The organism is Arthrobacter terrae (assembly GCF_015708085.1).
GTDB lineage: Bacteria > Actinomycetota > Actinomycetes > Actinomycetales > Micrococcaceae > Arthrobacter_M > Arthrobacter_M terrae.
The window spans coordinates 134,064-159,603 of the sequence record NZ_JADNYM010000010.1 but is presented as its reverse complement, the minus strand read 5'-3'; the positions used below and the strand labels follow the sequence as shown (position 1 = coordinate 159,603).

Sequence of the window (25,540 nt, the reverse complement as noted above, 5' to 3'; positions counted from 1 at the left end):
GTTCTGCGGTACCACCGCCACCTGGTCGCGCGGCGGAGCGGGTTTGCGGTTCGCGGTCGTGCGCGAAACACCCGTCAGGGCGGCAGCTTCCCGTGCGGGGATCTTCAGTTCCAGCATCCCTCGGTAGGTAGCCATCAGCGTTTCCCGGACCGGGGCTCGTCCGGTATATCATGTGAGGCGTTCTCTAAGAACGCCTGCAGTTTTCCCATCAGCTCCAGGGCTGCCTCGGTCTTCTCCAACCGGCCCTGTGTCACCTCTAACTGGCGGCGCAAACGCGCGGTCTCAGCCTGGTCCTTGGACAGTTTCCCGATCGATTCCCCGACCTTCTTCCCCTGAAGAACACCGGCATCACGCTGCCGACGCCACTCGGTCATCTGCGAGGAATACAGGCCCTCCCGGCGCAGGAAAGCACCGCCCTCATTGCTCTGGCAAGCGGTCTCATACGAGGTCAAAAACTCAAGCTTCTGCGACGAGGTGAACGACCTCCGAGGGGTCGGTCCACCGGCACGCGGTCCGGAACTACTCATAAGACCATCTTCGCGTAATGCACTCAAAACTGGACTGGACATGATTATTGGATTCCTGGTTCTCGCCCCACGCGATCAAATGGACTTGCTATGAGCCCTTGGTACCGTTCCAGCCTGACACGTAGGGCGGCGACGAGTTCGTTCTGTCGGACGGGAAGTGCGAGCGACTCCCGGTCGTATTCTTCGGATTCGACCTTCGCTTTGGTGCCGACCACGACCACGACGACGGCGACGTCTGCCTGGCGGGGGAGACCCGCGCTAGCCGCCGGTTCTGGGGGCGAGGAGGATCTGCACGGCCTCGATCCGTTTGCCCATACCCGACGTGCCCGCCGTTCCACCGTCGGCGACCCATGACTGCCAGCCCAAATCTTGCACGTGGGCGCGGTAGTGGATCCTGTAATGGTTCGCCATCTCACCGGTCAGCCTGATTTCAAACGCTTCCAAACGTAGCCCTTGCCCGGTCGTGCCGATGGGATTGGCCGAGGATGTCCACGGCTGCCAGCCGATCGACTGCACATGCCCCCGCCACTCGATGTCCCCGGTATAAGCCGCGCTGGACACGGTGAGGCGCAACGCCTCGACCCGAAGGGCCCGACCCGTGGTCCCGGCGACGGTCCCATCCGAAACGTTCGCCATCCAGCCGAGGTTTTGAACGTGGGCGGCATACACGGCGGTGAATGCCGGTGCGACCTTCGGAACCAACTCGATCGTAACGGCCTCCACCCGCCGACCTTGCCCGACGGTGCCGGCCGTGGCTCCGTCGATCCCGTACGGCTGCCAGCCGACGTTCTGCACGTGGGCTCGATACCTGATGCTGTACTGCGAGGCCAGATCCCCCGTCAACCGCAGCTGGAACGCCTCCAGGCGCAGACCGCGCCCGGTCGTTCCGATCGGGGAAGCCGACGTCGTCCATGGCTGCCAGCCGATGTTCTGCACATGCCCCCTCCACAGAATGTCGCCCGACAGGCGGTCTCCTGCCACCGACAGGCGCAACGCCTCCATCGGCAGTGACCGGCCGGTCGTTCCTGCGGTGGCGCCGTCCGAGACGCTCGATTGCCAGCCGATGGTCGCGACGTGGGCCTGGTAGACCCCGATGCACGTCATGTCGTAGTCGTAGGTGCCGTCGGTCCATTGCGCGATGTGGACGGTACCGCCGGAGAAGCTGCGATTCACACAGAGGTCGGATGCTTCACTGGCGAAGTCGAGACGCCCTGCCGGTGACCAGACGGGCACGTCGGGAAGCTGCCACGATCCGGTGATGGCCTCCCAACCGCTCGAATAGGAGTAGATCCCGTGCGGGTACCCGGCGTCCGCCAGTGCGGCCAGGAGACCGGAGATGACGTACCGGTTCTCCTGCCGCTGGGCTGCTGTCGAGCTGGGCCAGGGCTGTTGCGGGCGGGGCTCGACGTCGACCCAGATTCTCTCCGGTCGCCATCCCACCTCATCGAGAGACGCGAGTGCCGCGCGACCCTCGGCGTACCCGACGTTGCGCAGCCTGTCCAGCCTGGTGCTCGCGGGCCAGGGACCGTCGTCGCCGTAGGTGTCGTATTGCACGGTGGTGGGGAACGTAGCCATGGCGTAGGCCTGAGCCCGGACGCCTCGGTCGAGCACCCACTGGAACTGCCCGTCCAGGCAGGGGTTCTCGGTGAACGCGAGTCCGTTCGTCAGCCCCACGACCACGAACTCCGTGTCTTCCGGAGGCATCGGAAGACCGCCCGGACACTGTGGCCACGAAACGTCATGTCCGTAGTCGACTGCTCGGGCGGGTGCAGCGAACAGCACGCCGAGTGCGATCACAAGTAAAACCGCCAGGAGCCGGGGCGTGGATGCCCGGGAGCGGCGGCCAGGTCCAAGAGCACCAAGGCCGGCCATGATGGCCCCCTATTCGAAGGAAGACCAAATTATACCACTCAGCCGCCTTTGCACCTAGGGACCCCCCCTGTGCACGCCCCTGCCGGCGTAATCAAACGGCTGTCAAATGGCTGGCAGGGAGTGGCCAGCACCTGCGCGACCGGCGGGTCAGCGTTCCGAGTCCATGGCATCCGTTTCTGGAGTGTCGCTCGAGGCGAGTGCACAGTCTTGGACGTCGCACCGCTGCTTCGAAACGGTGCGACGCTCGAACTTGATAGTCGCCGACCGGTTTCAGAACTGGCGGATGAGGTTGAACGCCTCATGACTTCCAACCTGAAGTAACGCCCGCAAGCGCATCCCCTGCGGACGACGATTGGCCATTCCCACTACAAGCTGTAATCCAGTTGGTGCGTTTCTTGGCTAGGCCTTTTTGCGTACGATTTTTTCCGTTTTCTGCGGCGACCCCCAAAGCAGCCCTACAGTGGGTGCCCGATCACCGAACGCTTTTCGCAGCCTGGCTGCGTGCTTTGAGCCGGGGATCATGGCTGGCAGTGCAGGTGCCCGGTAACTACCGCTCGCCGTCGCACGCGTTGATGCTCGACGTCGCCGCCTCCGAACGCTGGCAGCATGCGTTCGCGGGGGTGCTGCGGCACGAGGACGCCGTTGGAGAGCCTGACGATTACCTGCGGCTGTTGCTTGACTCGGGGGGCAGCCGTTGTCTGGGAAACCACCTATCATCAGGTAATAACGGGAGAGCGCCCGGTGCTCGACTGCGTGCGCGGTACCGCGCTCGGCCCAATACTGGGGGCGTTGGGGGAAGGGGACGCTGCGGAGTTTGAGGAAAAGTACACCGCGCCGCTTGCCGCCGCGTATCCGCGAACGGTGCACGGGACTGTTTTCCCGTTTCGACGGATCTTCGCTGTGGCTCAGAAACTGCCCGCCGGGTAGCAACCGGCGGGCCACCGGGTGGAAAAAGACAGCCGCGCAGCAGAAGCCGGCACAAATGAGAGGAAAGCGATGAGCGGGCTTGAGCCGTTTCCGCACGATTGGCAACGCGCCCTGGTGGTGATGGCGCATCCGGATGATCCGGAATACGGCGTAGCTGCGGCAGTTGCCCAATGGACTGCGGTGGGCAAAGAAGTGGGGTACGTGCTGGCAACCCGCGGTGAGGCGGGGATCGCCGGAATGAATCCGGCCGAGGCCGGGCCGCTGCGCGTGCAGGAGCAGCGCAGGGCCTGCTCTCACGTCGGCGTCCGCCATCTGCAGTTCCTGGATCTTCCCGATGGCAGGCTCGAAGAGGGCCTGCAGCTGCGCAGGCTCATTGCCCGCGAGATCCGCCGGCAAAAACCCGCACTGGTCATCACATCGAACCATCGACAGACGTGGCGCCCAGGAGTGTGGAACAGCTCCGATCACCGGATATTGGGGAGGTCCGTTTTAGATGCTGCCGCGGATGCGGGCAACGAATGGATCTTCCCCGAATTGCTGGCTGAGGGGCTGCCGCCCCACCAGGTGCGATGGGTTGGCGTTGCTTCCACCGAGCCATCACATAGTCAGCGGGTGGATCCGGCGAGCGTCACCGCCGCCGTCGACTCGTTATCCGAGCACCGTCGGTATCTGGCTGCTCTCAGCGACGTGCCAGTCCGGGAACAGGCAGCCGCCCAAGTGAGCATGGCCACTGCAGACGGACAGGTCGGCTTCGAGCTTTTTAGTTAGGAAGTTCGACGCCGGCCGGCCACCGCTGTTCCTCTCAGATTGTGGCTACCGAACCGGCGTCAACGCGGTAGTTCGAGCCGTTGACGAAGCTCGCCCGCTCCGAGCACAGGAAACCGATAACGCCTGCGACTTCATCGGGTTCTCCTCGGCGGCGCAATTCCATGTTCGGGCGTTTCTCAGTCAGAAAGCTCTCGATCGCTTCCTTGACGCTGACACCGAGTTCATCGGCTCTTTTTTGCATCATCGCATCCGTCATCGGTGTGTGGATGAACGCAGGAGACACCGTGTTGACCAGCAGCCCCTCCAAGGCATAGGTCTGGGAAAGACCTTTGGCGAAGGCCAGCACACCAGCCTTCGCCGCACAATATGGCAACTCGTCATCATAGGGTTGCACGGCGTCTTCGGACGTCATCAGAACCAAACGCCCCCAGCCGCCGGTGCGCAGATCGGGAAGGAATTCCCGAACCAGACGAACGGGACCGATCAGATCGACGAGGATCGTGTTCGTCCACCCTTCATCGCTGATCTCGTGGAAAAGACCTTGCGCGCCGGTAATGCCCGCTGATTGCACAAGGATGTCAATATCACCGACCGCTTTGGCTACGTTCGCATGCAGAGCGGCAAGCGATTCAACACTGGTGATGTCGGCTGCGAAAGCATGCAAACGGCCAGGTTTCGCCTCCAGCTTCTGAGCCGCAGTGTCCAACTTCTGCTGGTCCAGGTCGGTGATGACGACCGTGGCACCTTCACTGAGCAGCAGCCTGGCCGTGTGCCAGCCGATGCCGGAATCCGCGCCCGAGATCAATGCTTTTCTACCCTCAATTTCCAAATCCATACCATCCACATTATGGCGAAGGTCTCCAGTTTAGAAGACCCTGTTACGTGCGGGCCATACCTGCTTGAATTGCAGAGTGTCAGCACTTCCATTGTCAGTTCACGTATTTCGGCGAAGCCACGCGATTCTCGGTGAAAGTCTCGTCGCTCAGACGATTCAGAGTCAGCCGGCAATGTGGTGGTGTGACATTACGGCCGGTCTTATCCACCGAAGCATGGTGCGCGGACAGCGCGATGGGTCAAGTGACGCCACGATCGCTCTGCCGGCTCCGGTTTGCTCCTTTCATCCTGCGGTAGTGGAACGACTGGAAGGTTTTGTCGTCTCGCTCGCCGATAGTGTCGTGCTAACCGATTCAGACGGCCGAATCATCAGGCAACTGGCCCACATCGACCACGGCCATCCAGGTCTGCGGTTGAACGAGGGCAAAGTGGATCCTTATGGGCGTTGGGTCACCGGTTCGATGAACCTCACCACAGGGGATCCGGATGGTGCGTTCTATTCAGTCTCCGAGCAAGGGGACGTGCGAGTTCTCCGTGGCGGCATTACGGTCGCGAATGGTCTGGAGTGGTCATTGGACGGTAGCCGCATCTTCTTCACCGATACGGGCGTTAAATCCATCTACACCGGCGCCTACAGTCCGGACGGTGAGGTGACCGATATCGAAGTCTTCATCCACGGTGAAGCGCATGACGGATTGACGATCGATCGGAACGGCAATTTTTGGAGTGCGATCTACGGTGCCGGTTGTGTAGTCCATTACGATTCAGCCGGAGTTGAGAAGTTCAGAATCGACCTGCCCGCGCCGAACGTGACCTCTGTTGCGTTCGGTGGTGCCGGCCGGTCGACGTTGTATGTCACCAGCGCGCGCGAGAACCTCACGGAGGAACAGCTTGAAGCGCATCCGCTCTCCGGTTCTGTTTTTGCGATCGAAACAGACACTGCCGGGCGGCCGCCGAACGTTTTCGGTTCGTGATCAATTCCGTCTCCCCGGCCGGACCGTTACGGATGCTGGATCAGGTCGGCCGCTGGAGGGTCCGGCCCGCACTCTTGGGCTCGGCGCCGAGCCGCTACCCGTACCCATAACCCGGGAAAGATGCCACTATGGGTCCAGCCGCGTCGGCTTCTGGCTCAGAGCAAGTATTTTGGCGCGGACAATATGCCCGTCGGCAGAATGACCTTTAAGATGTATTTGCTGGGGGGATGATTCACAGATGAACATGATTGACCCGACGTCCGGTGACAAAGCGAGCGAATCCCGCCCGGCGCCGGTCCGAACCCGGAAGGCCCGCAGCCTTGGGCAAATTCCGGCCCTGCGCCCCGGACGAATCAGCGCCGGAGTGCTCAGTGCGGCCATCGTTCTGGCATTGGTGTGTCTGGGCTTGACGGTCCTGACCCGCGATGGTGGCGCCGGGCGGGATTCTGTGACGGACTCCGGGTGGAATTATGCAGGAACGCCGCCCATCAGCAACAAGAAGCTCAAATTTGGGATTACAACGCACAACGGCGCCGGCGATGCCGACGCGGTGGCCCAAAGTGTGGGCGAGTATCCCGCCATGATCCAGACTTACGTTGACTTCAGCCGGAGTTTCGATGTGGCCAATATCCGGGCAACAATCGACCACGGCGCAGTACCCATCGTTACCTGGGAGCCATGGTTGGCGGGCAAGGGAGTCAACCAACCCGGCTTCCGGCTCGCCACCATCATCGATGGGAGCCATGACGCGTACATCTCCTCGGTGGCCGATCAGCTGGTGGCCGCAGGCGATCCGAAGTTGTCCATCCGGCTGGCCCATGAGATGAATGGCTATTGGTACCCATGGTCCGAGCAGGAAAACAGCAACCAACCCGGAGAATACGTCCGGGCGTGGCGGCACATCGTCGAACTATTCCGGGCCACGGGATTGCGCAATGTGAACTGGATTTGGTCACCGAATGCGCCTTCGGGCAGGACCCAGGATTTGGCCGGACTCTATCCGGGAAGCCGATACGTTGGGCAGGTGGGGCTGGATGCTTACAACTTCGGCAGCCGGGGCAGTATCAAGACGTGGACGCCCGTTGATCAGCTCTTTGGCGACGGTTTGGACGAGCTCGCCAGGGTTGCGCCGGGCAAACCAATTATCATCGCTGAGACTGCATCCGTGGAGAGTGCCGGCTCCGACAGCAAAGCAGAGTGGATCCGGGACATGGTTGCCTACCTTGATTCCTGGCGGAGCAGCAAGGACGGAAGGATTTATGGGTTCCTCTGGTTTAACTACCGCAAATTTGAAGGGCCCGTGAACCGAACCGTCGATTGGCGGTTCAATTCCACCCCGGCAGATCTGCAGGCAATGAGGGACGCGCTCCGAAAACGCCAATAAACGGCATCACTCGTCGCGCTGCGCCTGCCTGCGCCGCGCGTTCGCGGCTGCCGTTCGGGCATCGACAACTACCAGCCGCGGGCCCGCCATTGCTGAAGGTGCCCTCGCTCGTCCCCGAGCGTCGTTCCTGTGCCATGACCCGGGTGAACCAGAGTATCGTCCGGGAGAACGTCGAAGATCCGCGCTTCCACGTCATCGAGCAACTGATTAAAGCGCGCGGAATCCTGCTGCGTGTTGCCCACGCCGCCGGGGAAGAGCGAGTCGCCGGTGAAAAGGTGCGCGGGGCCGGCTGGATCGCGGTACAGCAGCGCCACGGACCCGGGGGTATGGCCGCGCAGCGCGATGACGTCAAGGGCAAAGCCGGCAAAGCTAAGCACGTCACCGTTGGCCAACAAGGTGTTCGTTGGCACCTCGATGCTTTCCGCGTCATCCCGGCCGGCAGCGGTCTTTGCGCCGGTGCGGGCCACGACCTCGGCCAGCGCACGAACATGGTCCCAGTGTGAATGGGTCGTCACCACCAACGCCAGCCGGGCGGTAGCCTCGGGGTTGACGTCGGCGGCAGCCTCGGCCAGTAGCGCAAGGACAGCCCCGCCGTCGTCGGCGGCGTCGATGAGGACCTGATCGCCGCTTTGCCGCCCCGTCAGGAGATAAACATTATTGTCCATGCCGCCCACGGCGATGCTGCGGACGGTCACGGCGGGCAGGTTCCAAGTGTTGGCGCTCATGCCGAAAGCCTACGCAGATTCCGCCGTGAAAATAAGCGCGCGGACAAGGCAAAGTATCGGAGGAACTTTGACAGCAGTAGTTTTACACTGTCAGTGGAGTAAAAACTTCTATGTGCCGCTGGTATTGTGCTCTCGTCATAAGGTCCGATGGAGGACTCGTGCTCATCCGATTAATCATGCGGAACCTGGCTCCGCACAAAGTCCCGCTCACGCTGATCATTGTGCTGCAGTTCCTGTCCACCCTGGGCACGCTGTATCTGCCGACCATCAACGCAGACATCATTGATGACGGCGTGGTTAAGGGCAATACGGCGCTGATTTTCCAGCTCGGTGGTTGGATGCTGGCCATTACTGCCGGCCAGATCGTCTGCGCCGTGGGGGCAACATATCTGAGCGCACATCTGGCGATGAAGGTCGGGCGGCAGATGCGCCGGGATTTGTTTACCCGGGTGGAATCGTTTTCCGCCCAGGAGGTAGGGGTCTTCGGAGCTCCGTCGTTGATCAACCGCACCACCAATGATGTGCAGCAGGTTCAGATGCTGACGCTGATGGGCTTCACCATGATGGTGACGGCTCCCATTATGTGCGTGGGCGGGATTGTGCTGGCATTGAAGCAGGACGTCCCGTTGTCCGGGCTCCTGGTGGTGATTCTGCCGGTGCTGATTCTGGCCATCTGGCTTATAGTGCGCAAGTTGGTTCCGCTGTTCCGGCTGGTGCAGAAACAGCTGGACCGGATCAACGCCGTGCTGCGTGAGCAGATCATGGGAATTTCGGTTATTCGCGCGTTTGTCCGGCGTGATTTCGAAATGGAGCGGTTTGGCCAGGCTAACGGTGACTTGACGTGGACCCAGCTGCGTACGGGACGGCTGCTGGCGCTGATGTTCCCGACCATTTTCGTGGTGGTCAACGTAACCTCTGTTGGAGTCCTCTGGTTTGGCGGCCAGCGTATCGACAGCGGCGCCATGCAAATCGGAGCGCTGACAGCCTACTTGAGCTACATCATGCAGATTTTGATGTCGGTGATGATGGCAATGTTCATGTTCATGATGATCCCGCGCGCCGCTGTCTGTGCGGAGCGGATTCAGACGGTGCTGGACACCGATTCCTCGGTGGCAGATTCTCCGGGGGCGCTGGCGCTGCGGGAGCTGGACGGCGCTCTGGAATTCAGTGATGTCGGGTTCACCTACCCGGGCGCGGAGGCGCCGGTGGTATCGGGATTGAGCTTCACCGCAAAGCCGGGAACGACGACGGCGGTCATAGGTTCCACGGGCAGCGGCAAGTCAACGCTGTTGAATTTGATCCCGCGGTTGTTGGACCGGTCGGCCGGATCCATTTCGGTGGGCGGCCATGACAGCCACACGGTGACGTTGGAGACGCTGCGCTCGGCGATTGGGCTGGTGCCGCAGAGGGCGTATCTGTTCTCTGGAACGATTGCCGGCAATCTGCGCTTCGGCCGTCCGGACGCGACGGACGAGCAGCTGTGGCGGGCCCTTGAAATTGCCCAGGCTGCGGACTTTGTCAGGCTTATGCCGGCGGGGTTGGATGCCCCCGTAGGCCAGGGCGGGACGAATCTCTCCGGCGGCCAGCGTCAGCGGCTTTGCATAGCCCGTGCCGTGGTCAGCGAGCCGTCGATTTACCTTTTTGATGACAGCTTTTCGGCCTTGGATTTCACCACAGACGCGAAACTGCGGGCGGCACTGAAACCTGTGACCCGGCACGCCACGGTGCTCGTGGTGGCCCAGCGCGTCAATACGATCATGCATGCGGACCATATTTTGGTCCTGGATGAAGGGCGGCTGGTGGGACAGGGAACGCATGACGAGCTGATGGCAGGCTGCGGGACCTATCAGGAGATAGTAACTTCGCAGCTCACGGACGATGACGGGGTGCGGGCGGTATGAGTATGCGCGGACACGGCGGACCGCCGCAGAAGGCAAAATCGTTTGGACCGAGTGTTAAGCGGATCTTTAGGTTGATGGCGGCCGACAGGCCACGGATGATCTGGGTGGTTTTCCTGGCGGCTGTCGCGGTCGGCATGAGTGTGCTGGCTCCGAAGATTCTCGGTCACGCCACGGACCTGATTTTTCAAGGCGTAGTGGGTAAGATGTTCCCCGCATCTGTGACGAAGGCACAGGCAGTAGACGGCCTGCGGGCCAAAGGCCAGGGTCAGGTTGCGGACATGCTCAGCGGGATGAATGTGGTGCCCGGCCAAGGACTTGATCAGCAGGCCCTTGGCTGGGTGCTGCTGAGCGTGCTGGTCCTTTATGCTGTGGCGTTCTTCTTCAATTATGGCCAGGGCTACATCACCGCGGGAATCGTCCAGCGCGCCATGTACAAACTGCGGCAGGAGATCGAAACGAAACTGGACCGGCTGCCGATGTCCCATTTCCAAGAGGAATCCCGCGGCGATGTGCTCAGCCGGGTCACCAACGACATCGACAATTTCTCGCAGACGTTGAATCAGACGCTGACGCAGCTGCTGGTCTCCGTCCTGACAGTGGTCGGTGTGCTGTCGATGATGTTTTCCATTTCGCCGATGCTGGCGCTGATAGCGCTGGCAACGGTTCCCGCGACTGTGCTCATAACCATCCTGATCGCCAAGCGGTCCAAGGTACAGTTCACCGCACAGTGGAAGACGACCGGCGAGCTCAACGGTTACATTGAGGAGATGTTCACCGGCCACGAGGTGGTCAAGGCATTCGGGCAGCAGCAGGTGGCGATCGACAAATTCGCCGTCTCAAATGAGAGCCTGTTCCGCTCCAGCGCCAACGCACAATTCATCTCGGGGATCATCATGCCGTCGATGAACTTTATTTCCAATCTGAATTATGTGGCGGTAGCAGTGGTCGGCGGTGTGCAGATTGCCTCCGGAAACCTGACCATCGGCAGCGTGCAGGCGTTTATTCAGTATTCACGCCAGTTCAGCCAGCCGATGGCGCAGATCGGCGGGATGATCAATTTGCTGCAGTCCGGTGTCGCCTCAGCAGAGCGGGTCTTTGACCTGCTCGATGCCAAGGAGCAGGCACCCGATCCAGTCCCTGCGGTAACGATCGGTGCCACGGTCGGCAGGGTGGTCTTCGAGAACGTGAACTTCAGCTACATCCCGGGCGAGCCGCTGATCCAGGATCTGTCCTTAGTGGCGGAGCCCGGACAAACGGTGGCGATTGTCGGGCCGACGGGTGCCGGGAAGACGACGCTGGTGAACCTGCTGATGCGGTTCTACGAAATTGACTCCGGCCGGATCACCATTGACGGCGTGGACACAGCCCAAATGACGCGCGATGATCTGCGCCGGCGGTTTGGCATGGTGCTTCAGGATGCGTGGCTCTTCGGCGGGACCATTCGGGATAATTTGGCCTATGGGCGCCTGGATGCGACGCAGGAGCAGATAGAGCAGGCCGCGGAGGCAACGTATGTCGATCACTTTGTCAGGTCCCTCCCGGAGGGTTATGAGACCGAATTGTCCGCCGATGGCGACAGCCTCAGCCAGGGACAGCGCCAGCTCATGACCATCGCCAGAGCCTGGCTGGCAGATCCCGGCATCCTGATTCTGGACGAGGCCACCAGCTCCGTAGACACCCGTACCGAGGTGCTGATCCGCCAGGCAATGAACCGGCTGCGCGAGTCGCGGACCAGCTTTGTCATTGCCCACCGGCTCTCCACAATCCGCGACGCGGACCTGATCCTCGTGATGGACCACGGCAGAATTCTGGAGCAGGGCACTCACGAGCAGCTGCTGGCCGCGGACGGTTTTTATCACGACCTGTACATGTCCCAGTTCGGTGATCCGCTGGTCGAAGAGACAGCTGTGCTGTGAAAGATACCGGGACAGTGAAAAGCGGCGGTGCGGTGCTGGGCCGGTGGCGGTTGGATGAAGCGTCGTCGGTACCGCCGTTCGAGCAGATTCGGGTGCGCATTTTGGACCTCGCCGCCTCCGGGAAGCTTGCTGTGGGGACACGGCTTCCGCCGGTCCGGGCGCTGGCCGGGCAGCTCGGTGTCGCAGTCAACACGGTGGCCCGTGCATACCGTGAACTGGAACAGGCGGGGATCGTACGCACCGCTGGCCGTGCGGGGACGGTGGTGGCCGCAGCAGGGGACGAGTCGCTGGCGCAGGTAGCGGCCGCCGCGTCAGATTATGCCGCCGTAGTCAGCCGGCACGGCGTGGCGTTGGCAGTGGCGCTGGAATTGGTCCGCGCCGCCGTCGAACGCCCCAATGCCAAGTAGACTTTCTAAGCCTCTGGCGAAAGTTCCGAAGGGACGGCATGTTCGAACGAAGATTCGATTATTATGGAGTACGTGCCTAAAGCAGTTGAAACACCGCAAAAAGTATCGCCGCAGCCGGTTTCGAGTCGGCCGCTGACCCAACAGGACCGGTCCCGTCTGGTCGTCAAGGGTGCGCGGGAGAATAACCTGCGCAATGTGGATCTGGATCTGCCCCGTGATGCCATGATCGTCTTTACCGGGCTCTCCGGCTCGGGGAAATCCTCGCTGGCCTTTGACACGATCTTCGCCGAAGGGCAGCGCCGCTATGTGGAGTCGCTCTCCGCTTATGCCCGCCAGTTCCTCGGTCAGGTGGACAAGCCGGACGTGGATTTCATTGAGGGTCTCTCACCCGCGGTATCGATCGACCAGAAGTCAACGAATAAAAACCCGCGATCCACGGTCGGCACAATCACAGAGATCTATGACTACATGCGTCTGCTGTGGGCGCGGGTAGGGATCCCGCACTGTCCCGTCTGCGGCGAGCCGGTGACCCGGCAGACGCCGCAGCAGATCGTCGACCAGCTGCTGGAAATGCCGGAAGGGACCCGCTTTCAGGTGCTTGCCCCAGTGGTCCGGTCCCGCAAGGGCGAGTTCGTGGATCTTTTCAAGGAGCTGACAGCGAAGGGCTACTCCCGCGCCAAGGTGGACGGCGAACTGATCCAGCTGGCCGAGGCGCCGAAATTGAAGAAGCAGTTCAAGCACACGATTGAGGTGGTCGTGGATCGCCTGGTGGTCAAGGATGGAATTTCCCAACGGCTGACTGATTCGGTGGAGACAGCACTCGGTCTGGCTGAAGGCCGGGTGCTGGTGGAGCTGGTCGAGCTCGACGACGACGACCCGCAGCGGATCCGGTCCTTTTCCGAGAATCTGGCCTGCCCTAATGAGCATCCACTGGCCATTGACGAGGTGGAACCGCGCTCGTTCTCCTTTAACAATCCCTTCGGTGCCTGTCCTGCCTGCAGCGGCATCGGAACGAAGCTGGAGGTTGACGAGGAATTGGTTGTGCCGAACCCCCAGCTCTCGCTGGCGGAAGGTGCGATCGCGCCGTGGTCCCTGGGGACCGCGACAACGGAGTATTGGAACCGGCTGCTGGATGGTCTGGCGAAGGATTTGGGCTTCTCCATGACGGCTCCGTGGCGGAAACTCCCCGAGGACGCCCGGCAGTCAGTGCTGTACGGCAAGGACCACAAGGTAGTGGTGCAGTACAAAAACCGGTTCGGTCGGGAACGTAAGTACAGCACCGGTTTTGAAGGTGCGGTCCAGTACATTCAGCGCAAGCATGTGGAAACCGAGTCGGATACCGCACGGGACCGTTATGAAGAGTACATGCGCCAGATCCCGTGTCCGGTATGCGGCGGAGCGAGGTTGAATCCTGCATCGCTCTCGGTGCTGATCAACGGTAAGTCGATCTCGGCTGTTTCGGCGCTGCCGATGCGCGACTGCTTTGAATTCCTCTCTCATTTGGTGCTGACCGGGCGGGAGGCGCAGATTGCCAGCCAGGTACTTAAGGAGATTCAGGCCCGACTGACTTTTTTGCTCGACGTCGGTCTGGAGTACCTGAACCTGGAGCGGGCCTCTGCAACGCTCTCCGGCGGGGAGGCCCAGCGGATCCGGCTGGCCACTCAGATCGGCTCCGGTCTCGTGGGCGTGCTTTACGTGCTGGATGAGCCGTCCATTGGACTGCACCAGCGGGATAACCGCCGGCTGATCGAGACCCTGACCAGGCTGCGCGATTTGGGGAACACCCTGATAGTCGTCGAACATGATGAAGATACGATTCAGGAAGCTGACTGGATTGTGGACATCGGCCCGGGCGCGGGAGAACACGGCGGCGAGGTAGTGCATTCGGGCTCCTACGCGGACCTGCTCACGAACACCAAATCGCTGACCGCGGACTACCTCTCCGGCCGCAAGAGCATCGTGGTCCCGGCCAAGCGGCGTAAATATGACAAGAAGCGTGAGCTCAAGGTCGTCGGAGCGCGGGAGAACAACCTGCAAAACGTGGATGTGGCCTTCCCCCTCGGGCTGTTCACCGCGGTAACGGGGGTCAGCGGCTCCGGTAAGTCAACGTTGGTCAACGAGATTCTCTATAAGGTGCTGGCCAATAAACTTAACGGTGCCAAGCAGGTGGCGGGTCGGCACCTGCGGGTGGACGGTCTGGAGCATCTGGACAAGGTCGTCCATGTAGACCAAAGCCCGATCGGCCGCACGCCACGGTCCAATCCGGCCACCTATACCGGAGTTTTTGACAATATCCGCAGGCTCTTCGCCGAAACCACCGAGGCCAAGGTCCGTGGTTATCAGCCGGGCCGGTTCTCCTTTAACGTCAAGGGCGGCCGTTGCGAAGCGTGTTCCGGGGACGGGACGCTGAAGATCGAAATGAACTTCCTGCCGGACGTTTACGTGCCGTGCGAGGTGTGTCACGGAGCCCGTTACAACCGCGAAACGCTGGAAGTCCATTACAAGGGCAAATCGATTGCGGACGTGTTAAATATGCCAATTGAGGAGGGAGCGGACTTCTTCGCTGCCTTCACCCCGATCGCGCGTCACCTGAACACCCTGGTCGACGTCGGGCTGGGCTACGTGCGGCTGGGTCAGGCTTCAACAACGCTGTCCGGCGGGGAAGCTCAACGGGTCAAGCTGGCCGCTGAACTGCAGAAGCGCTCGAACGGACGCAGCGTCTATGTCCTCGATGAACCTACCACCGGCCTGCATTTTGAAGACATCCGCAAGCTGCTGCTGGTACTGCAGGGACTGGTGGACAAGGGGAACACCGTGATCACCATCGAGCACAACCTTGACGTCATTAAGAGTGCGGACTGGGTAGTGGATCTGGGCCCGGACGGTGGTTCCGGTGGTGGTCTGCTGATGGCCGCCGGGACTCCTGAAAAAGTCGCCCGGTCCACGACGAGCTACACGGCTTCCTTCCTCAGTGAGGTCTTGTCGTGACTGCCCCGGGGATCATCGTGACCGATCAGGCACGTGCGCAGGACGGTGTGCAGGAGTGTAGACAGGACCGTGCGCAGGACCCCGCGCAGGACCGTGCACAGGCGTGTGCCGGCGTGCTCTTCGACTTGGACGGCACGCTGGTGGATCCGGCCGGCGGTATCAGCGGTGGTATTGCCCACGCGCTGCATGAGATGGGACTTCCGGTCCCTGGCGAATCCGTGCTCGCGGCCATGGTGGGTCCCAAACTCTCCGATGCCTTGTTGGACCTGACGGATGCTGCTGCCGTTCAGCTCCCGGAATTGATCCGAAGATACCGGCGCTGGTATGCGCTAAAGGGTATTGCGATGGGGCGGGTCTACCCCGGTGTCAGGGAAGTGCTGAAGGACCTGCAGGATCGGGGCATTGCACTGGGAGTTGCTACGCAGAAACCGCAGGCCTTGGCTGGAACCGTGCTGCGGGCTCACGGTTTGGCGGGCTATTTCAGCGAGGTATTCGGCTCCGCGGATGACGAAACACTGCGTCCGTCAGATCCGGGGTACCGCAGCGGAAAGAGCGAAATCATTGCTTCTGCCGCCCGTGCCATGAGTGGTCCGGGACAGCCCGTTATGGTGGGGGACCGGGCACAGGATGTCCTTGGAGCACGCGCTAACGGATTGGACTGCATCGGCGTGAAATGGGGCTTTAGCTTGCGCGGGGAACTGGAAACCGCGGGAGCGGCGGTAATAGTAGTGGACGCTCCCGCTTTGCTGACGGAGCTGAACCGACGGTTGGCACGCATTTAGCTTAAGCGTTCCAGCTGCTCGCCTCAGCAGCTCGAACCCCGCGGCACAGGCCGCGCCTTTAGGATGGAATTGTGGCAGACCCAGCGAGTTACCGGCCTCAAACCGGCGAGATACCTACGGATCCGGGCGTGTACCGCTTCCGGGACGAGCACGGACGCGTCATTTATGTGGGCAAGGCCAAGAGCCTGCGCTCCAGGCTGAATTCATACTTCGCCAACCCGCTGACGCTGCTGCCGAAAACCTATGCAATGGTGCATTCGGCGGCCAGCGTGCAGTGGACAACCGTGGGCAGCGAACTCGAAGCCCTGCAGCTGGAGTGGACCTGGATCAATGAATTCAATCCCCGCTACAACCTGGTATTTAGAGACGATAAGTCCTATCCCTATCTGGCTGTTACCTTGGGCGAGAAGTTCCCGCGGGTGCAGGTCATGCGCGGGGAGCGGCGGAAGGGTGTCCGGTACTTCGGCCCTTACACGGCCGGGGCCATCCGCGAGACGGTCGATACACTGCTGCGGGTCTTTCCTGTGCGGACCTGCAGCCCGGGGGTGCTCAAACGCGCCCAACGTAGCGGGCGGCCCTGCCTGCTGGGCTATATCGATAAGTGTTCGGCTCCCTGCGTGGGCAAAGTAACCCCGGAAGAGCATCGTGCGCTGGCAGATGAATTCTGCTCGTTTATGGGCGGAGAGGCAAAACCGCTCATCGCGAAATTGGAGCGCCAGATGACGGCGGCGGTCAAGGAGCTTGATTATGAGCAGGCAGCCAGACTGCGCGATGACGTGATCGCGCTGCGGAAGGTTTTTGAACGCAACGCCGTGGTGCTCGCAGAAGATACCGACGCCGATATTTTCGCCGTTTCCCAGGATGAACTGGAAGCTGCCGTGCAGGTATTCCACGTCCGGGCCGGCCGGATCCGCGGCCAGCGCGGCTGGGTGGTCGAAAAGGTGGAGGATTCCACGCCTGCGGAACTGATTGAGCACCTGCTGCAGCAGGTCTACGGGGATGACGGGACCGAGCGGCAAGGCATTCCGCGGCAGATTCTGGTTCCCGAGCAGCCGTCCAACAGCGACCAGCTCGCCGTCTGGTTGGGCGGGCTGCGCGGAGGAAAGGTTGACATCCGGGTACCCCAACGCGGCGACAAAGCGGCGCTGCTGGACACGGTGCGGCAGAACGCCGAGCAGTCAATGAAACTGCACAAGTCGCGCCGTGCCGGCGACCTGACCACCCGATCGCTGGCTTTACAGGAACTGCAGGAAGCGCTCGACCTGCCGGTGCCGCTGCTGCGCATTGAGTGCTATGACATCTCACACGTCCAGGGCACGAACGTTGTGGCCTCCATGGTGGTGGTCGAAGACGGCATCGCCAAGAAGTCCGAGTACCGAAAATTCGCCATCACCGGGGATGCGGCGGTTGATGACACCGCTTCCATGTACGACGTAATCAGCCGCCGGTTCAGACGTTACCTGCAGGACGGCGCCAGTTCCGGTTCCGCGGCCGGTTCTGGTACCGGCACGGGGGAGGGTACCGACCTGGCCGGCGTTCCGATCCCGGCCAATAGGCTTGTGTCCGGCGAAGTCACGGACCAGCCAGCGGTGAAGCCGAAGTTTGCCTACCCGCCGAACCTGGTGGTGGTCGACGGCGGCCAACCACAGGTCGCTGCAGCCGCACGTGCCTTGTCGGATCTGGGGATAACCGACGTTTTCGTCGTTGGATTAGCCAAACGTCTCGAGGAAGTCTGGCTTCCGGACAGCGACTTTCCGGTGATTTTGCCGCGCACCTCACAAGGGCTATACCTTTTACAGCGGATCCGCGACGAGGCGCATCGCTTTGCCATTACGTTCCATCGGCAAAAGCGAGGGAAATCGATGACCGTTTCCGTACTGGATTCGGTGCCGGGGCTGGGAGCCGCCAAGCGGGGTCTTCTGCTGGAAGCCTACGGTTCGGTCCGTAAAATTAAGGCGGCGTCCACCTCTGAGCTGGCCCAGGTCAAGGGGATCGGACCGGTGTTGGCCGCGGCCATCCACTCGGCGCTGCACCCGGCCGTAGACTCCGTTGACGATGCACCGGCCGCCGTAAATATGGCCACCGGCGAAGTTCTGCAATCCTAGGTAGGCTAAGGGGACGGCGAGTTTTTGCGGTCAAAAATACTGCCAGGGTTAATATTGCATGGGAAATACGGCACTTGACAGGACCTTTTGATGACGGAGCACAATACGACACCGCTATCGGCAGATATGGATCTGACTCCGATCAAACCGGTGGAATCAGAACTGCTGGTGGTTACCGGCATGTCCGGAGCCGGCCGGAGCACGGCGGCGAACGCGCTGGAGGACCATGGCTGGTATGTGGTGGAGAATCTGCCCCCGCAGATGCTCGGTACGCTGGCCGAGCTGATGTCCCGGATGCCGCAGGCACTGCCCAAGCTGGCCGTCGTTATCGATGTGCGCAGTAAGGGCCTCTTTTCGGATATCCGGGAATCCCTGAACGCCCTTGCGGCCGGCGGAATTTCCTTCCGTGTCCTGTTCCTGGACGCCAGCGATGAGACGCTGGTCCGCCGATTTGAGCAGGGCAGGCGCCCTCACCCGCTGCAGGGTGACGGCAGGATGCTGGACGGAATAGCCGCCGAACGCGACCTCTTGACCGAGATGAAGTCCAGCTCCGAAATGGTGCTTGACACCTCGATAATGAACGTACACGAGCTGGGCAGCGCGGTTACTGAACTCTTTTCCGAGACCGGGCCGGTGGTCCTGCGCCTGACCGTGATGAGTTTCGGTTTCAAATATGGCCTGCCCGTGGACGCCAACTACGTTGCAGACGTCAGGTTCATCCCCAATCCGCATTGGGTTCCTCAGCTGCGTCCGCACACCGGACTTGACCAGGACGTGAGTAACTTCGTCCTGGTGGAGAATAACGCCTGTGAATTTGTGGACCGCTACGTGCATGCGCTGGAACCGGTGCTTGCCGGTTACCGGCGGGAAAACAAGCACTACGCCACTATCGCCGTGGGCTGTACCGGTGGCAAGCACCGTTCCGTAGCGGTGGCGGTGGAGCTGGCGAAGCGCCTCGCCCAATTCCCTCGGGTAACGGTCAGCACGCGTCACCGTGATCTGGGCCGGGAATAATGGCGCTGCTGACGGGCCCGCTGCCACTGATTCCACCATCCGGTTCATTATCCGCCGGCATTGCGGAGCCCCGGATTGTTGCCTTAGGCGGCGGCCACGGCCTGTCCGCGTCGCTGTCCGCGCTGCGCCTGCTCACCACCGAGCTCACCGCCGTCGTCACCGTTGCCGACGACGGCGGCTCGTCCGGCCGGCTGCGGGACGAACTAGGCGTGCTGCCGCCGGGGGATTTGCGGATGGCGCTGGCGGCATTGTGCGATGACACGGACTGGGGCCGTACCTGGCGGGATGTGATGCAGCACCGCTTCACGTCCCGTCCGGGGATCACCGGGTCGCTGGACAGCCACGCGATGGGGAATCTGCTCATTGTCACTCTCTGGGAGCTGCTCGGGGACCCGGTGGCCGGGCTGCAGTGGGCCGGCGCCCTGCTTGGCGCACGGGGGCAGGTGTTGCCGATGGCCAGCGTCCCGCTCACCATCGAAGGCGACGCTGTGGAGACCTCGGCGGATGGGTCGCAGCAGCGAACGACGATTACCGGCCAGGCCTCGCTGGCGTTGGCCGGTGAGGTGGAGAATGTGCGTCTGCTGCCCGTTGACGCGCCCGCCTGCGTGGAGGCGCTGACAGCCATCGAGCTTGCCGACTGGGTGGTGCTGGGGCCGGGTTCCTGGTATACCTCGGTGCTGCCGCATCTGCTGTTGCCGGAATTGCGCGAGGCGCTGTGTGCTACGCCCGCGAGGCGGTGCATAACCATGAATCTGGACATCAATGACAAAGAGGCAACCGGGATGAATGCCGCGGACCATTTGCGGGTGATATCCCGTTATGCGCCTGAGTTCAGCGTTGACGTGGTGCTCGCGGATCCGTCGGCGGTCTCGGACCTGCCGGATTTCGAGCGCGCTGCCTCGATGCTGGGTGCGGAGGTTGTCTTCGGTAAAGTGGGTGCGTCCGGGGGGCGGGCGGTGCACGATCCGTTGCGCCTTGCCGGGGCGTATCAGGATCTCTTCTCAGCGTAGGTTTTCTCTTCGGTAGTTAGGACAAGCACGATGGCGCTGACAGCGGCAGTGAAGGATGAACTCTCCCGGCTGGACATCCAGAAGTCTTCCGTCCGCAAGGCGGAAGTGTCGACATTGCTGCGTTTCGCCGGTGGCCTGCATATCATTTCAGGCCGGATTGTCATCGAAGCGGAAGTTGATCTGGCGGCCACCGCGCGGCGGCTGCGTGCGGCAATAGCAGAGATTTATGGACAGCAAAGCGAGATCACTGTGGTTTCCGGCGGCGGACTGCGCCGCGGCAACCGTTATGTTGTCAGGGTAGAGCGCGACGGCGAGGCGCTGGCACGCCAGACCGGACTGCTGGATGCGCGCGGCCGGCCGGTGCGCGGACTGCCCTCCGTCGTCGTCAATGGTTCCGCCGCGGATGCCGAAGCCGTCTGGCGCGGCGCCTTCCTGGCTCATGGATCGCTGACCGAGCCGGGGCGGTCATCTTCGATGGAAGTCACCTGTCCGGGCCCGGAGGCGGCGCTGGCACTCGTCGGTGCAGCGCGTCGGCTGAATATTGCCGCCAAAGCCAGGGAGGTGCGCGGTGTGGACCGGGTGGTTATCCGCGATGGAGACACGATTGCTGCACTGCTCGTCCGCATGGGCGCGCATGAGGCCCTGCTGGTGTGGGAGGAGCGGCGGATGCGCAAGGAGGTCCGCGCCACGGCCAATCGGCTGGCAAATTTTGACGATGCAAACCTGCGCCGTTCCGCCCAGGCTGCGGTTGCGGCGGGTGCCCGCGTGGATCGGGCCCTTGAGATTCTGGGCGATGACGTCCCGGAGCACCTCAAATACGCCGGGGAGCTCAGGGTGGCCCACAAGCAGGCGAGCCTGGACGAGCTGGGCCGGCTCGCTGACCCGGCGATGACAAAGGACGCCATTGCCGGGCGAATCCGCAGACTGTTGGCGATGGCCGATAAGAAGGCCATCGAAACCGGAATTCCCGGCACCGACGCCAACGTGACGCTGGACATGCTTGACGAGTGATGCCGCCTGCCGCGTAATAATCGCCCCAAATTATGGCGGTTTAAATTAGCGGCCTTGAACTAAAGACATAGTATGAAAGAGTTGAAGGAGATCCGGGGGAACCCGGATTAAACAAAAAACGCTACGGAGGAATCGTGACCGAGTACACACTTCCCGATCTGCCCTACGACTATGCAGCACTGGAGCCTCACATCTCCGGCCGCATCATGGAGCTGCATCACGACAAGCACCATGCCGGATATGTTGCGGGCGCCAATAAGGCCATGAAGCAGCTGGCTGAGGCCCGCCAGAACGGCGAATTCGGCAATATTAATCAGCTCTCCAAGGATCTGGCGTTCCACACCGGTGGCCACGTGAACCACTCGGTCTTCTGGAACAATCTCTCCCCGGACGGCGGGGATAAGCCCGAGGGCGAATTGGCCGCTGCCATCGAGGATGCCTTCGGTTCCTTCGACGCGTTCCGTGCGCAGTTCAGCGCCGCTGCGCTTGGCCTGCAGGGTTCCGGCTGGGCTTTCCTTTCTTACGAGCCCATCGGCGGAAACCTGCTTATTGAACAGCTTTACGATCAGCAAGGCAACGTCTCGGTCGGCAGTACGCCGCTGCTGATGCTGGACATGTGGGAGCATGCCTTCTACCTGGACTACGTCAACGTCAAGGCCGACTATGTCAAGGCGTTCTGGAACATCGTGAACTGGGCCGACGTTACCCGGCGTTTTGAGGGTGCGCGCACTAATGCATCGGCACTGATCGTTCTCTAAGGGCGCTGACCACCATTCGGATGCCCGCCGCTGCGATTGCCGCGGCGGGCCGCCGTATACGTAAGATAGATCACGAAAGGCCCGTATCCTTTCGACATGCGGCCGCCCACGGCCGCATGGTATTGACATCTCTGCCCAATGGCGTGCGGGAACTGCTGAGCTGACGGCCGTGTCACCAAGGTCCGGCCGGACTAGTTGTGCTGGAGACAGCACTAAGGAGATATAAGTGACTACTCGTATTGGTATCAACGGCTTTGGCCGCATTGGACGCAACTATTTCCGCGCCGCTCTCGAGCAGGGTGCTGACCTTCAGATCGTGGCAGTCAATGATCTGACCAGCCCCGAGACACTTGCCCATCTGCTCAAGTACGACTCCGTCACGGGCCGCCTGAAGGCGAGCGTCGAGGTTGTTGACGGAGATCTGGTGGTGGACGGCAAAACCATCCAGGTGCTTGCCGAACGCGATCCCGCTAACCTGCCGTGGGCCAAGCTTGGTGTAGACATCGTGATCGAATCAACGGGGTTCTTCACCAAGGCAGCGGATGCCCGGAAGCACATCAACGCCGGCGCCAAGAAGGTACTCATCTCCGCGCCCGGCTCCGATGAGGACATCACCATCGTGATGGGCGTCAATGACGGACTCTATGATCCCGCCGCGCACAACATCATCTCCAATGCCTCCTGCACCACCAATTGCCTGGGCCCGCTGGCCAAGGTCCTGCTGGACAATTTCGGCATCGAACACGGCCTGATGACCACCATTCATGCCTATACGGCGGATCAGAACCTGCAGGACGGCCCGCACAAGGATCTGCGCCGCGCCCGCGCTGCAGCGATTAACATGGTGCCCACATCCACCGGCGCGGCAAAGGCCATTGGCCTGGTGCTGCCGGAACTGAAGGGGAAACTGGACGGCTTTGCGATCCGCGTTCCGGTACCTACCGGCTCCGCCACGGACCTGACCGTGACGCTGGGCCGTGAAGCCAGCGCTGCCGAGATTAACGCCGCCTACAAGGCAGCGGCTACGGATGGTCCGCTGTCTCCGTACCTTAGCTACACGGCAGATCCGATCGTCTCCTCGGACATCGTGACCGACCCGGCATCATGCATCTTCGATTCAGGGCTCACCAAGGTCATTGGTAATCAGGTCAAAGTGGTCGGTTGGTACGACAACGAGTGGGGCTACTCCAACCGCCTCGTTGACCTGACCAAGCTCGTCGCCGGCAAGCTGGGATAGGCGGGAAGTATGACTTTGCACTCCCTCGACGAGCTGATCGCTGATGGTGTCCGGGGGCGGTATGTTTTGGTCCGAAGCGACCTGAATGTACCGCTCGACGGCCCGGATGAACACCGTTCCGTGACCGATGATGGCCGCATCAAGGCTTCTTTGCCGGTAATTTCCCGCCTTGCCCAGGCCGGGGCCCGCGTGTTGGTCTGCGCTCACCTGGGCCGGCCCAAAGGCAAACCGGAAGCGAAATACTCCCTGAAACCGGCGGCTGAACGGTTGGCGGAGATAGCTTCGGCCCAGTCGGTGAAGGTCTCTCTTGCCTCGGACACGACGGGGGAGTCCGCCCGTGGGCTCAGCGCCGCGATGGCCGACGGCGACGTGCTGGTGCTTGAAAACGTCCGATTCGACGGGCGTGAAACGAGCAAGGATGGTTCGGCCAGATCTGCGCTTGCCGGTGAGCTCGCCGGACTAACCGGGGACGACGGCGCCTACGTCGACGACGCCTTCGGTGCGGTCCACCGCAGGCACGCCAGCGTTTATGACGTTGCCCGCCTCCTGCCGTCCTATCAGGGCGATCTGGTACAGACGGAACTTACCGTGCTCAAGAAGCTGACAGCGGACACGCCCCGGCCCTATGTGGTGGTCCTGGGAGGTTCAAAGGTCTCCGATAAACTCGCGGTGATCGAAAACCTGATCGGCAAGGCGGACAGCATCCTCGTTGGGGGTGGCATGGTCTTCACGTTCCTCGCCGCACAGGGCTTCAAGGTCGGAACGAGTCTGCTGGAGCAGGATCAGGTACCGTCCGTACAGGACTATCTGCAGCGTGCCGCGGACGCCGGCACCACCTTCGTTCTGCCGACGGATATTGTGGTCGCCGCCAAATTTGCCGCCGACGCGGACCACGGTGTGGTCGCGGCGGAAGACATGGAGGGCGGACGGCTGGGAGCTGACTGCGCAGGCCTGGATATTGGCCCCGACAGTGCGGTGCTCTTTGCGGAGCGGATCCGCGGCGCCCGGACGGTGTTCTGGAATGGTCCGATGGGAGTCTTCGAATTCCCGGCCTTTGCCGAAGGCACGCGGGCAGTAGCCCAGGCATTGGCGGACGCAACAGCAGCCGGCGGCTTCACCGTCGTCGGTGGTGGTGACTCCGCGGCAGCCGTGCGCACGCTGGGTTTCACGGATGACAAGTTCGGCCATATTTCCACCGGTGGCGGCGCTTCCCTGGAGTTCCTCGAGGGCAAAGAGCTGCCGGGGCTGACTGCCCTGGATGACACTGACGATAGCGAAAGAGAGCGATGACCACCTCCACGAACGGGAAATTCGACCGCAAACCTTTGATCGCCGGCAACTGGAAGATGAACATGGACCATGTCCAGGGCATCACGTTGCTGCAGAAGCTGGCCTGGACCCTTTCCGACGCGCGGCATGACTACAGCCGTGTGGAGACCGCTGTCTTCCCGCCTTTCACGGACCTGAGGGGTGTCCAGACGCTGGTGCAGGGCGACAAGCTCAAGCTGGTCTACGGCGGGCAGGACCTTTCGCCGGAGGATGAGGGTGCTTACACGGGGGACATTTCCGGGGCATTTCTGGCGAAGCTTGGCTGCGCTTACGTTCTGGTCGGCCACAGTGAACGTCGAAGCATCCACGGTGAGACGGACGAGCTGTTGAACCGCAAGGTCAAGGCGGCGTACCGGAACAACCTGACACCGGTACTGTGTGCCGGTGAAGGACTTGAGATTCGCCAGGCCGGGACGCACGTGGATCATACGCTCAACCAGGTCCGTGCCGGCACCGTTGGCCTGACCTCTGAGCAGGTCTGCGAACTGGTGGTTGCCTACGAACCAGTGTGGGCCATCGGCACCGGAGAAGTAGCCGGCCCGCAGGATGCACAGGAAATGTGTGCAGCAATCCGCGCCGAGTTGGGGGAACTGTTCGATGCCGATTCCGCGGCAAAGGTGCGCTTGCTCTACGGGGGCTCCGTTAAGGCAGCAAACGTCGCTGCTATTCTGCGCGAACGCGACGTCGATGGAGTACTCGTTGGCGGCGCCAGCCTGGATGCGGCAGAGTTTGCTAATATTGTCAGGTTCGAGAAACACCTGCTGACTGCCTGAGCTGACCAGCCGTTGTTTTTTTCCCGTACATCCTGAAAGGCCGTCGTGGCTACTCTCCAAATCGTTCTGCAGATCCTGCTGGGCATCACCAGCCTCCTGCTGACCTTCCTGATTCTGCTGCACAAGGGACGCGGAGGGGGCCTCTCCGACATGTTCGGCGGGGGGATGAGCTCCAATCTGGGCTCCTCCGGCGTGGCAGAGCGTAACCTCAACCGCTTCACCGTCATTCTGGGGCTGACCTGGGGGCTGGTCATTGTGGGTCTGGGCCTGATCATGCGCTTCAGCTCCTGAACGAAGC

The 25,540-nt window shown here is 61.7% G+C and carries 22 protein-coding genes; 18 read left to right on the top strand and 4 right to left on the bottom strand.

Translation table 11 applies throughout. The features are described 5' to 3' along the window. Window positions 1–134: 134 nt before the first annotated feature. Both IV500_RS09735 and IV500_RS09730 read right to left on the bottom strand, forming a co-directional pair. Window positions 135–527, bottom strand: coding sequence for a transposase (locus IV500_RS09735; RefSeq protein ID WP_196396602.1), 393 nt, complete (start codon window positions 525–527; stop codon window positions 135–137). A 258-nt stretch (window positions 528–785) separates the two neighbouring features. Continuing rightward, a complete protein-coding gene (locus IV500_RS09730; protein WP_196396601.1) occupies window positions 786–2,399 on the bottom strand; it encodes a hypothetical protein in 1,614 nt (537 codons plus the stop codon). Window positions 2,400–3,074: 675 nt separating this feature from the next. Between IV500_RS09730 and IV500_RS22130 the strand changes: the two genes are divergently transcribed. Next, the gene (locus IV500_RS22130; protein ID WP_196396600.1) at window positions 3,075–3,326 is read left to right on the top strand and encodes a class I SAM-dependent methyltransferase; all 252 of its coding nucleotides are present in this window, start codon (window positions 3,075–3,077) and stop codon (window positions 3,324–3,326) included. A gap of 69 nt (window positions 3,327–3,395) precedes the next feature. Next, complete coding sequence (locus IV500_RS09720; RefSeq protein WP_196396599.1) at window positions 3,396–4,094, top strand: PIG-L deacetylase family protein; 699 nt, start codon at window positions 3,396–3,398, stop codon at window positions 4,092–4,094. 34 nt (window positions 4,095–4,128) lie between these two features. On the opposite strand, the gene IV500_RS09715 is transcribed toward IV500_RS09720, so the two are convergent. After that, window positions 4,129–4,929 carry an SDR family NAD(P)-dependent oxidoreductase gene (locus IV500_RS09715; RefSeq protein WP_196396598.1) on the bottom strand — a complete coding sequence of 267 codons (801 nt, stop codon included), beginning with the start codon at window positions 4,927–4,929 and terminating at the stop codon, window positions 4,129–4,131. A gap of 76 nt (window positions 4,930–5,005) precedes the next feature. Between IV500_RS09715 and IV500_RS09710 the strand changes: the two genes are divergently transcribed. Continuing rightward, on the top strand, window positions 5,006–5,902 hold the full coding sequence (locus IV500_RS09710; RefSeq protein ID WP_196396597.1) for an SMP-30/gluconolactonase/LRE family protein: 897 nt from the start codon (window positions 5,006–5,008) through the stop codon (window positions 5,900–5,902). Window positions 5,903–6,140: 238 nt separating this feature from the next. After that, window positions 6,141–7,286 (top strand): glycoside hydrolase family 26 protein, encoded by a 1,146-nt coding sequence (locus tag IV500_RS09705; protein ID WP_196396596.1) that lies wholly within the window; start codon window positions 6,141–6,143, stop codon window positions 7,284–7,286. 68 nt (window positions 7,287–7,354) lie between these two features. Here the strand turns inward: IV500_RS09705 and IV500_RS09700 are convergent, their stop codons facing one another. Continuing rightward, window positions 7,355–8,011 carry an MBL fold metallo-hydrolase gene (locus tag IV500_RS09700; RefSeq protein WP_196396595.1) on the bottom strand — a complete coding sequence of 219 codons (657 nt, stop codon included), beginning with the start codon at window positions 8,009–8,011 and terminating at the stop codon, window positions 7,355–7,357. A gap of 158 nt (window positions 8,012–8,169) precedes the next feature. Between IV500_RS09700 and IV500_RS09695 the strand changes: the two genes are divergently transcribed. The 14 genes from IV500_RS09695 to secG all read left to right on the top strand — a co-directional run bounded on the left by IV500_RS09695 (window position 8,170) and on the right by secG (window position 25,533). Beyond that, complete coding sequence (locus IV500_RS09695; protein ID WP_196396594.1) at window positions 8,170–9,912, top strand: ABC transporter ATP-binding protein; 1,743 nt, start codon at window positions 8,170–8,172, stop codon at window positions 9,910–9,912. Beyond that, window positions 9,909–11,828, top strand: a complete 1,920-nt coding sequence (locus IV500_RS09690; protein WP_196396593.1) for an ABC transporter ATP-binding protein — start codon at window positions 9,909–9,911, stop codon at window positions 11,826–11,828. Before IV500_RS09695 ends, IV500_RS09690 begins: the two co-directional genes overlap by 4 nt. Beyond that, window positions 11,825–12,235, top strand: coding sequence for a GntR family transcriptional regulator (locus IV500_RS09685; RefSeq protein WP_312875879.1), 411 nt, complete (start codon window positions 11,825–11,827; stop codon window positions 12,233–12,235). The genes IV500_RS09690 and IV500_RS09685 overlap by 4 nt, the downstream gene beginning before the upstream one ends. A gap of 63 nt (window positions 12,236–12,298) precedes the next feature. Next, window positions 12,299–15,223, top strand: coding sequence for an excinuclease ABC subunit UvrA (gene uvrA, locus IV500_RS09680; RefSeq protein ID WP_196396592.1), 2,925 nt, complete (start codon window positions 12,299–12,301; stop codon window positions 15,221–15,223). Further along, the gene (locus IV500_RS09675) at window positions 15,220–16,005 is read left to right on the top strand and encodes an HAD hydrolase-like protein (protein WP_312875878.1); all 786 of its coding nucleotides are present in this window, start codon (window positions 15,220–15,222) and stop codon (window positions 16,003–16,005) included. Before uvrA ends, IV500_RS09675 begins: the two co-directional genes overlap by 4 nt. 71 nt (window positions 16,006–16,076) lie before the next feature. Then, window positions 16,077–18,110, top strand: coding sequence for an excinuclease ABC subunit UvrC (gene uvrC / locus IV500_RS09670; RefSeq protein WP_196396591.1), 2,034 nt, complete (start codon window positions 16,077–16,079; stop codon window positions 18,108–18,110). A 90-nt stretch (window positions 18,111–18,200) separates the two neighbouring features. Continuing rightward, a complete protein-coding gene (gene rapZ, locus IV500_RS09665; RefSeq protein WP_196396590.1) occupies window positions 18,201–19,124 on the top strand; it encodes an RNase adapter RapZ in 924 nt (307 codons plus the stop codon). Next, a complete protein-coding gene (locus IV500_RS09660) occupies window positions 19,124–20,134 on the top strand; it encodes a gluconeogenesis factor YvcK family protein (RefSeq protein ID WP_196396589.1) in 1,011 nt (336 codons plus the stop codon). The genes rapZ and IV500_RS09660 overlap by 1 nt, the downstream gene beginning before the upstream one ends. Window positions 20,135–20,164: 30 nt before the next feature. Continuing rightward, window positions 20,165–21,145, top strand: coding sequence for a DNA-binding protein WhiA (gene whiA / locus IV500_RS09655; RefSeq protein ID WP_196396588.1), 981 nt, complete (start codon window positions 20,165–20,167; stop codon window positions 21,143–21,145). A 134-nt stretch (window positions 21,146–21,279) separates the two neighbouring features. Continuing rightward, window positions 21,280–21,903, top strand: a complete 624-nt coding sequence (locus IV500_RS09650) for a superoxide dismutase (protein ID WP_196396587.1) — start codon at window positions 21,280–21,282, stop codon at window positions 21,901–21,903. A 226-nt stretch (window positions 21,904–22,129) separates the two neighbouring features. Next, entirely contained in the window at window positions 22,130–23,140 is a 1,011-nt protein-coding gene (gap, locus tag IV500_RS09645; protein WP_196396586.1) for a type I glyceraldehyde-3-phosphate dehydrogenase, read from the top strand. Window positions 23,141–23,149: 9 nt separating this feature from the next. Beyond that, window positions 23,150–24,430, top strand: a complete 1,281-nt coding sequence (locus IV500_RS09640; protein WP_196396585.1) for a phosphoglycerate kinase — start codon at window positions 23,150–23,152, stop codon at window positions 24,428–24,430. After that, the gene (gene tpiA, locus IV500_RS09635) at window positions 24,427–25,242 is read left to right on the top strand and encodes a triose-phosphate isomerase (protein ID WP_196396584.1); all 816 of its coding nucleotides are present in this window, start codon (window positions 24,427–24,429) and stop codon (window positions 25,240–25,242) included. The genes IV500_RS09640 and tpiA overlap by 4 nt, the downstream gene beginning before the upstream one ends. Window positions 25,243–25,287: 45 nt before the next feature. Continuing rightward, complete coding sequence (secG, locus tag IV500_RS09630) at window positions 25,288–25,533, top strand: preprotein translocase subunit SecG (protein ID WP_196396583.1); 246 nt, start codon at window positions 25,288–25,290, stop codon at window positions 25,531–25,533. Window positions 25,534–25,540: the final 7 nt, after the last annotated feature.

Excerpts from the sequence above, each read along its gene's own strand:
- rapZ (WP_196396590.1), top strand. The coding sequence starts at position 18,201 with ATGACGGAGCACAATACGACACCGCTATCGGCAGATATGGATCTGACT.
- IV500_RS09730 (WP_196396601.1), bottom strand. The coding sequence starts at position 2,399 with ATGGCCGGCCTTGGTGCTCTTGGACCTGGCCGCCGCTCCCGGGCATCC.
- whiA (WP_196396588.1), top strand. The coding sequence starts at position 20,165 with ATGGCGCTGACAGCGGCAGTGAAGGATGAACTCTCCCGGCTGGACATC.
- IV500_RS09640 (WP_196396585.1), top strand. The coding sequence starts at position 23,150 with ATGACTTTGCACTCCCTCGACGAGCTGATCGCTGATGGTGTCCGGGGG.
- IV500_RS09690 (WP_196396593.1), top strand. The coding sequence starts at position 9,909 with ATGAGTATGCGCGGACACGGCGGACCGCCGCAGAAGGCAAAATCGTTT.
- tpiA (WP_196396584.1), top strand. The coding sequence starts at position 24,427 with ATGACCACCTCCACGAACGGGAAATTCGACCGCAAACCTTTGATCGCC.
- IV500_RS09715 (WP_196396598.1), bottom strand. The coding sequence starts at position 4,929 with ATGGATTTGGAAATTGAGGGTAGAAAAGCATTGATCTCGGGCGCGGAT.
- IV500_RS09700 (WP_196396595.1), bottom strand. The coding sequence starts at position 8,011 with ATGAGCGCCAACACTTGGAACCTGCCCGCCGTGACCGTCCGCAGCATC.
- uvrA (WP_196396592.1), top strand. The coding sequence starts at position 12,299 with ATGGAGTACGTGCCTAAAGCAGTTGAAACACCGCAAAAAGTATCGCCG.
- IV500_RS09660 (WP_196396589.1), top strand. The coding sequence starts at position 19,124 with ATGGCGCTGCTGACGGGCCCGCTGCCACTGATTCCACCATCCGGTTCA.
- IV500_RS09720 (WP_196396599.1), top strand. The coding sequence starts at position 3,396 with ATGAGCGGGCTTGAGCCGTTTCCGCACGATTGGCAACGCGCCCTGGTG.
- IV500_RS09735 (WP_196396602.1), bottom strand. The coding sequence starts at position 527 with ATGAGTAGTTCCGGACCGCGTGCCGGTGGACCGACCCCTCGGAGGTCG.
- IV500_RS09705 (WP_196396596.1), top strand. The coding sequence starts at position 6,141 with ATGAACATGATTGACCCGACGTCCGGTGACAAAGCGAGCGAATCCCGC.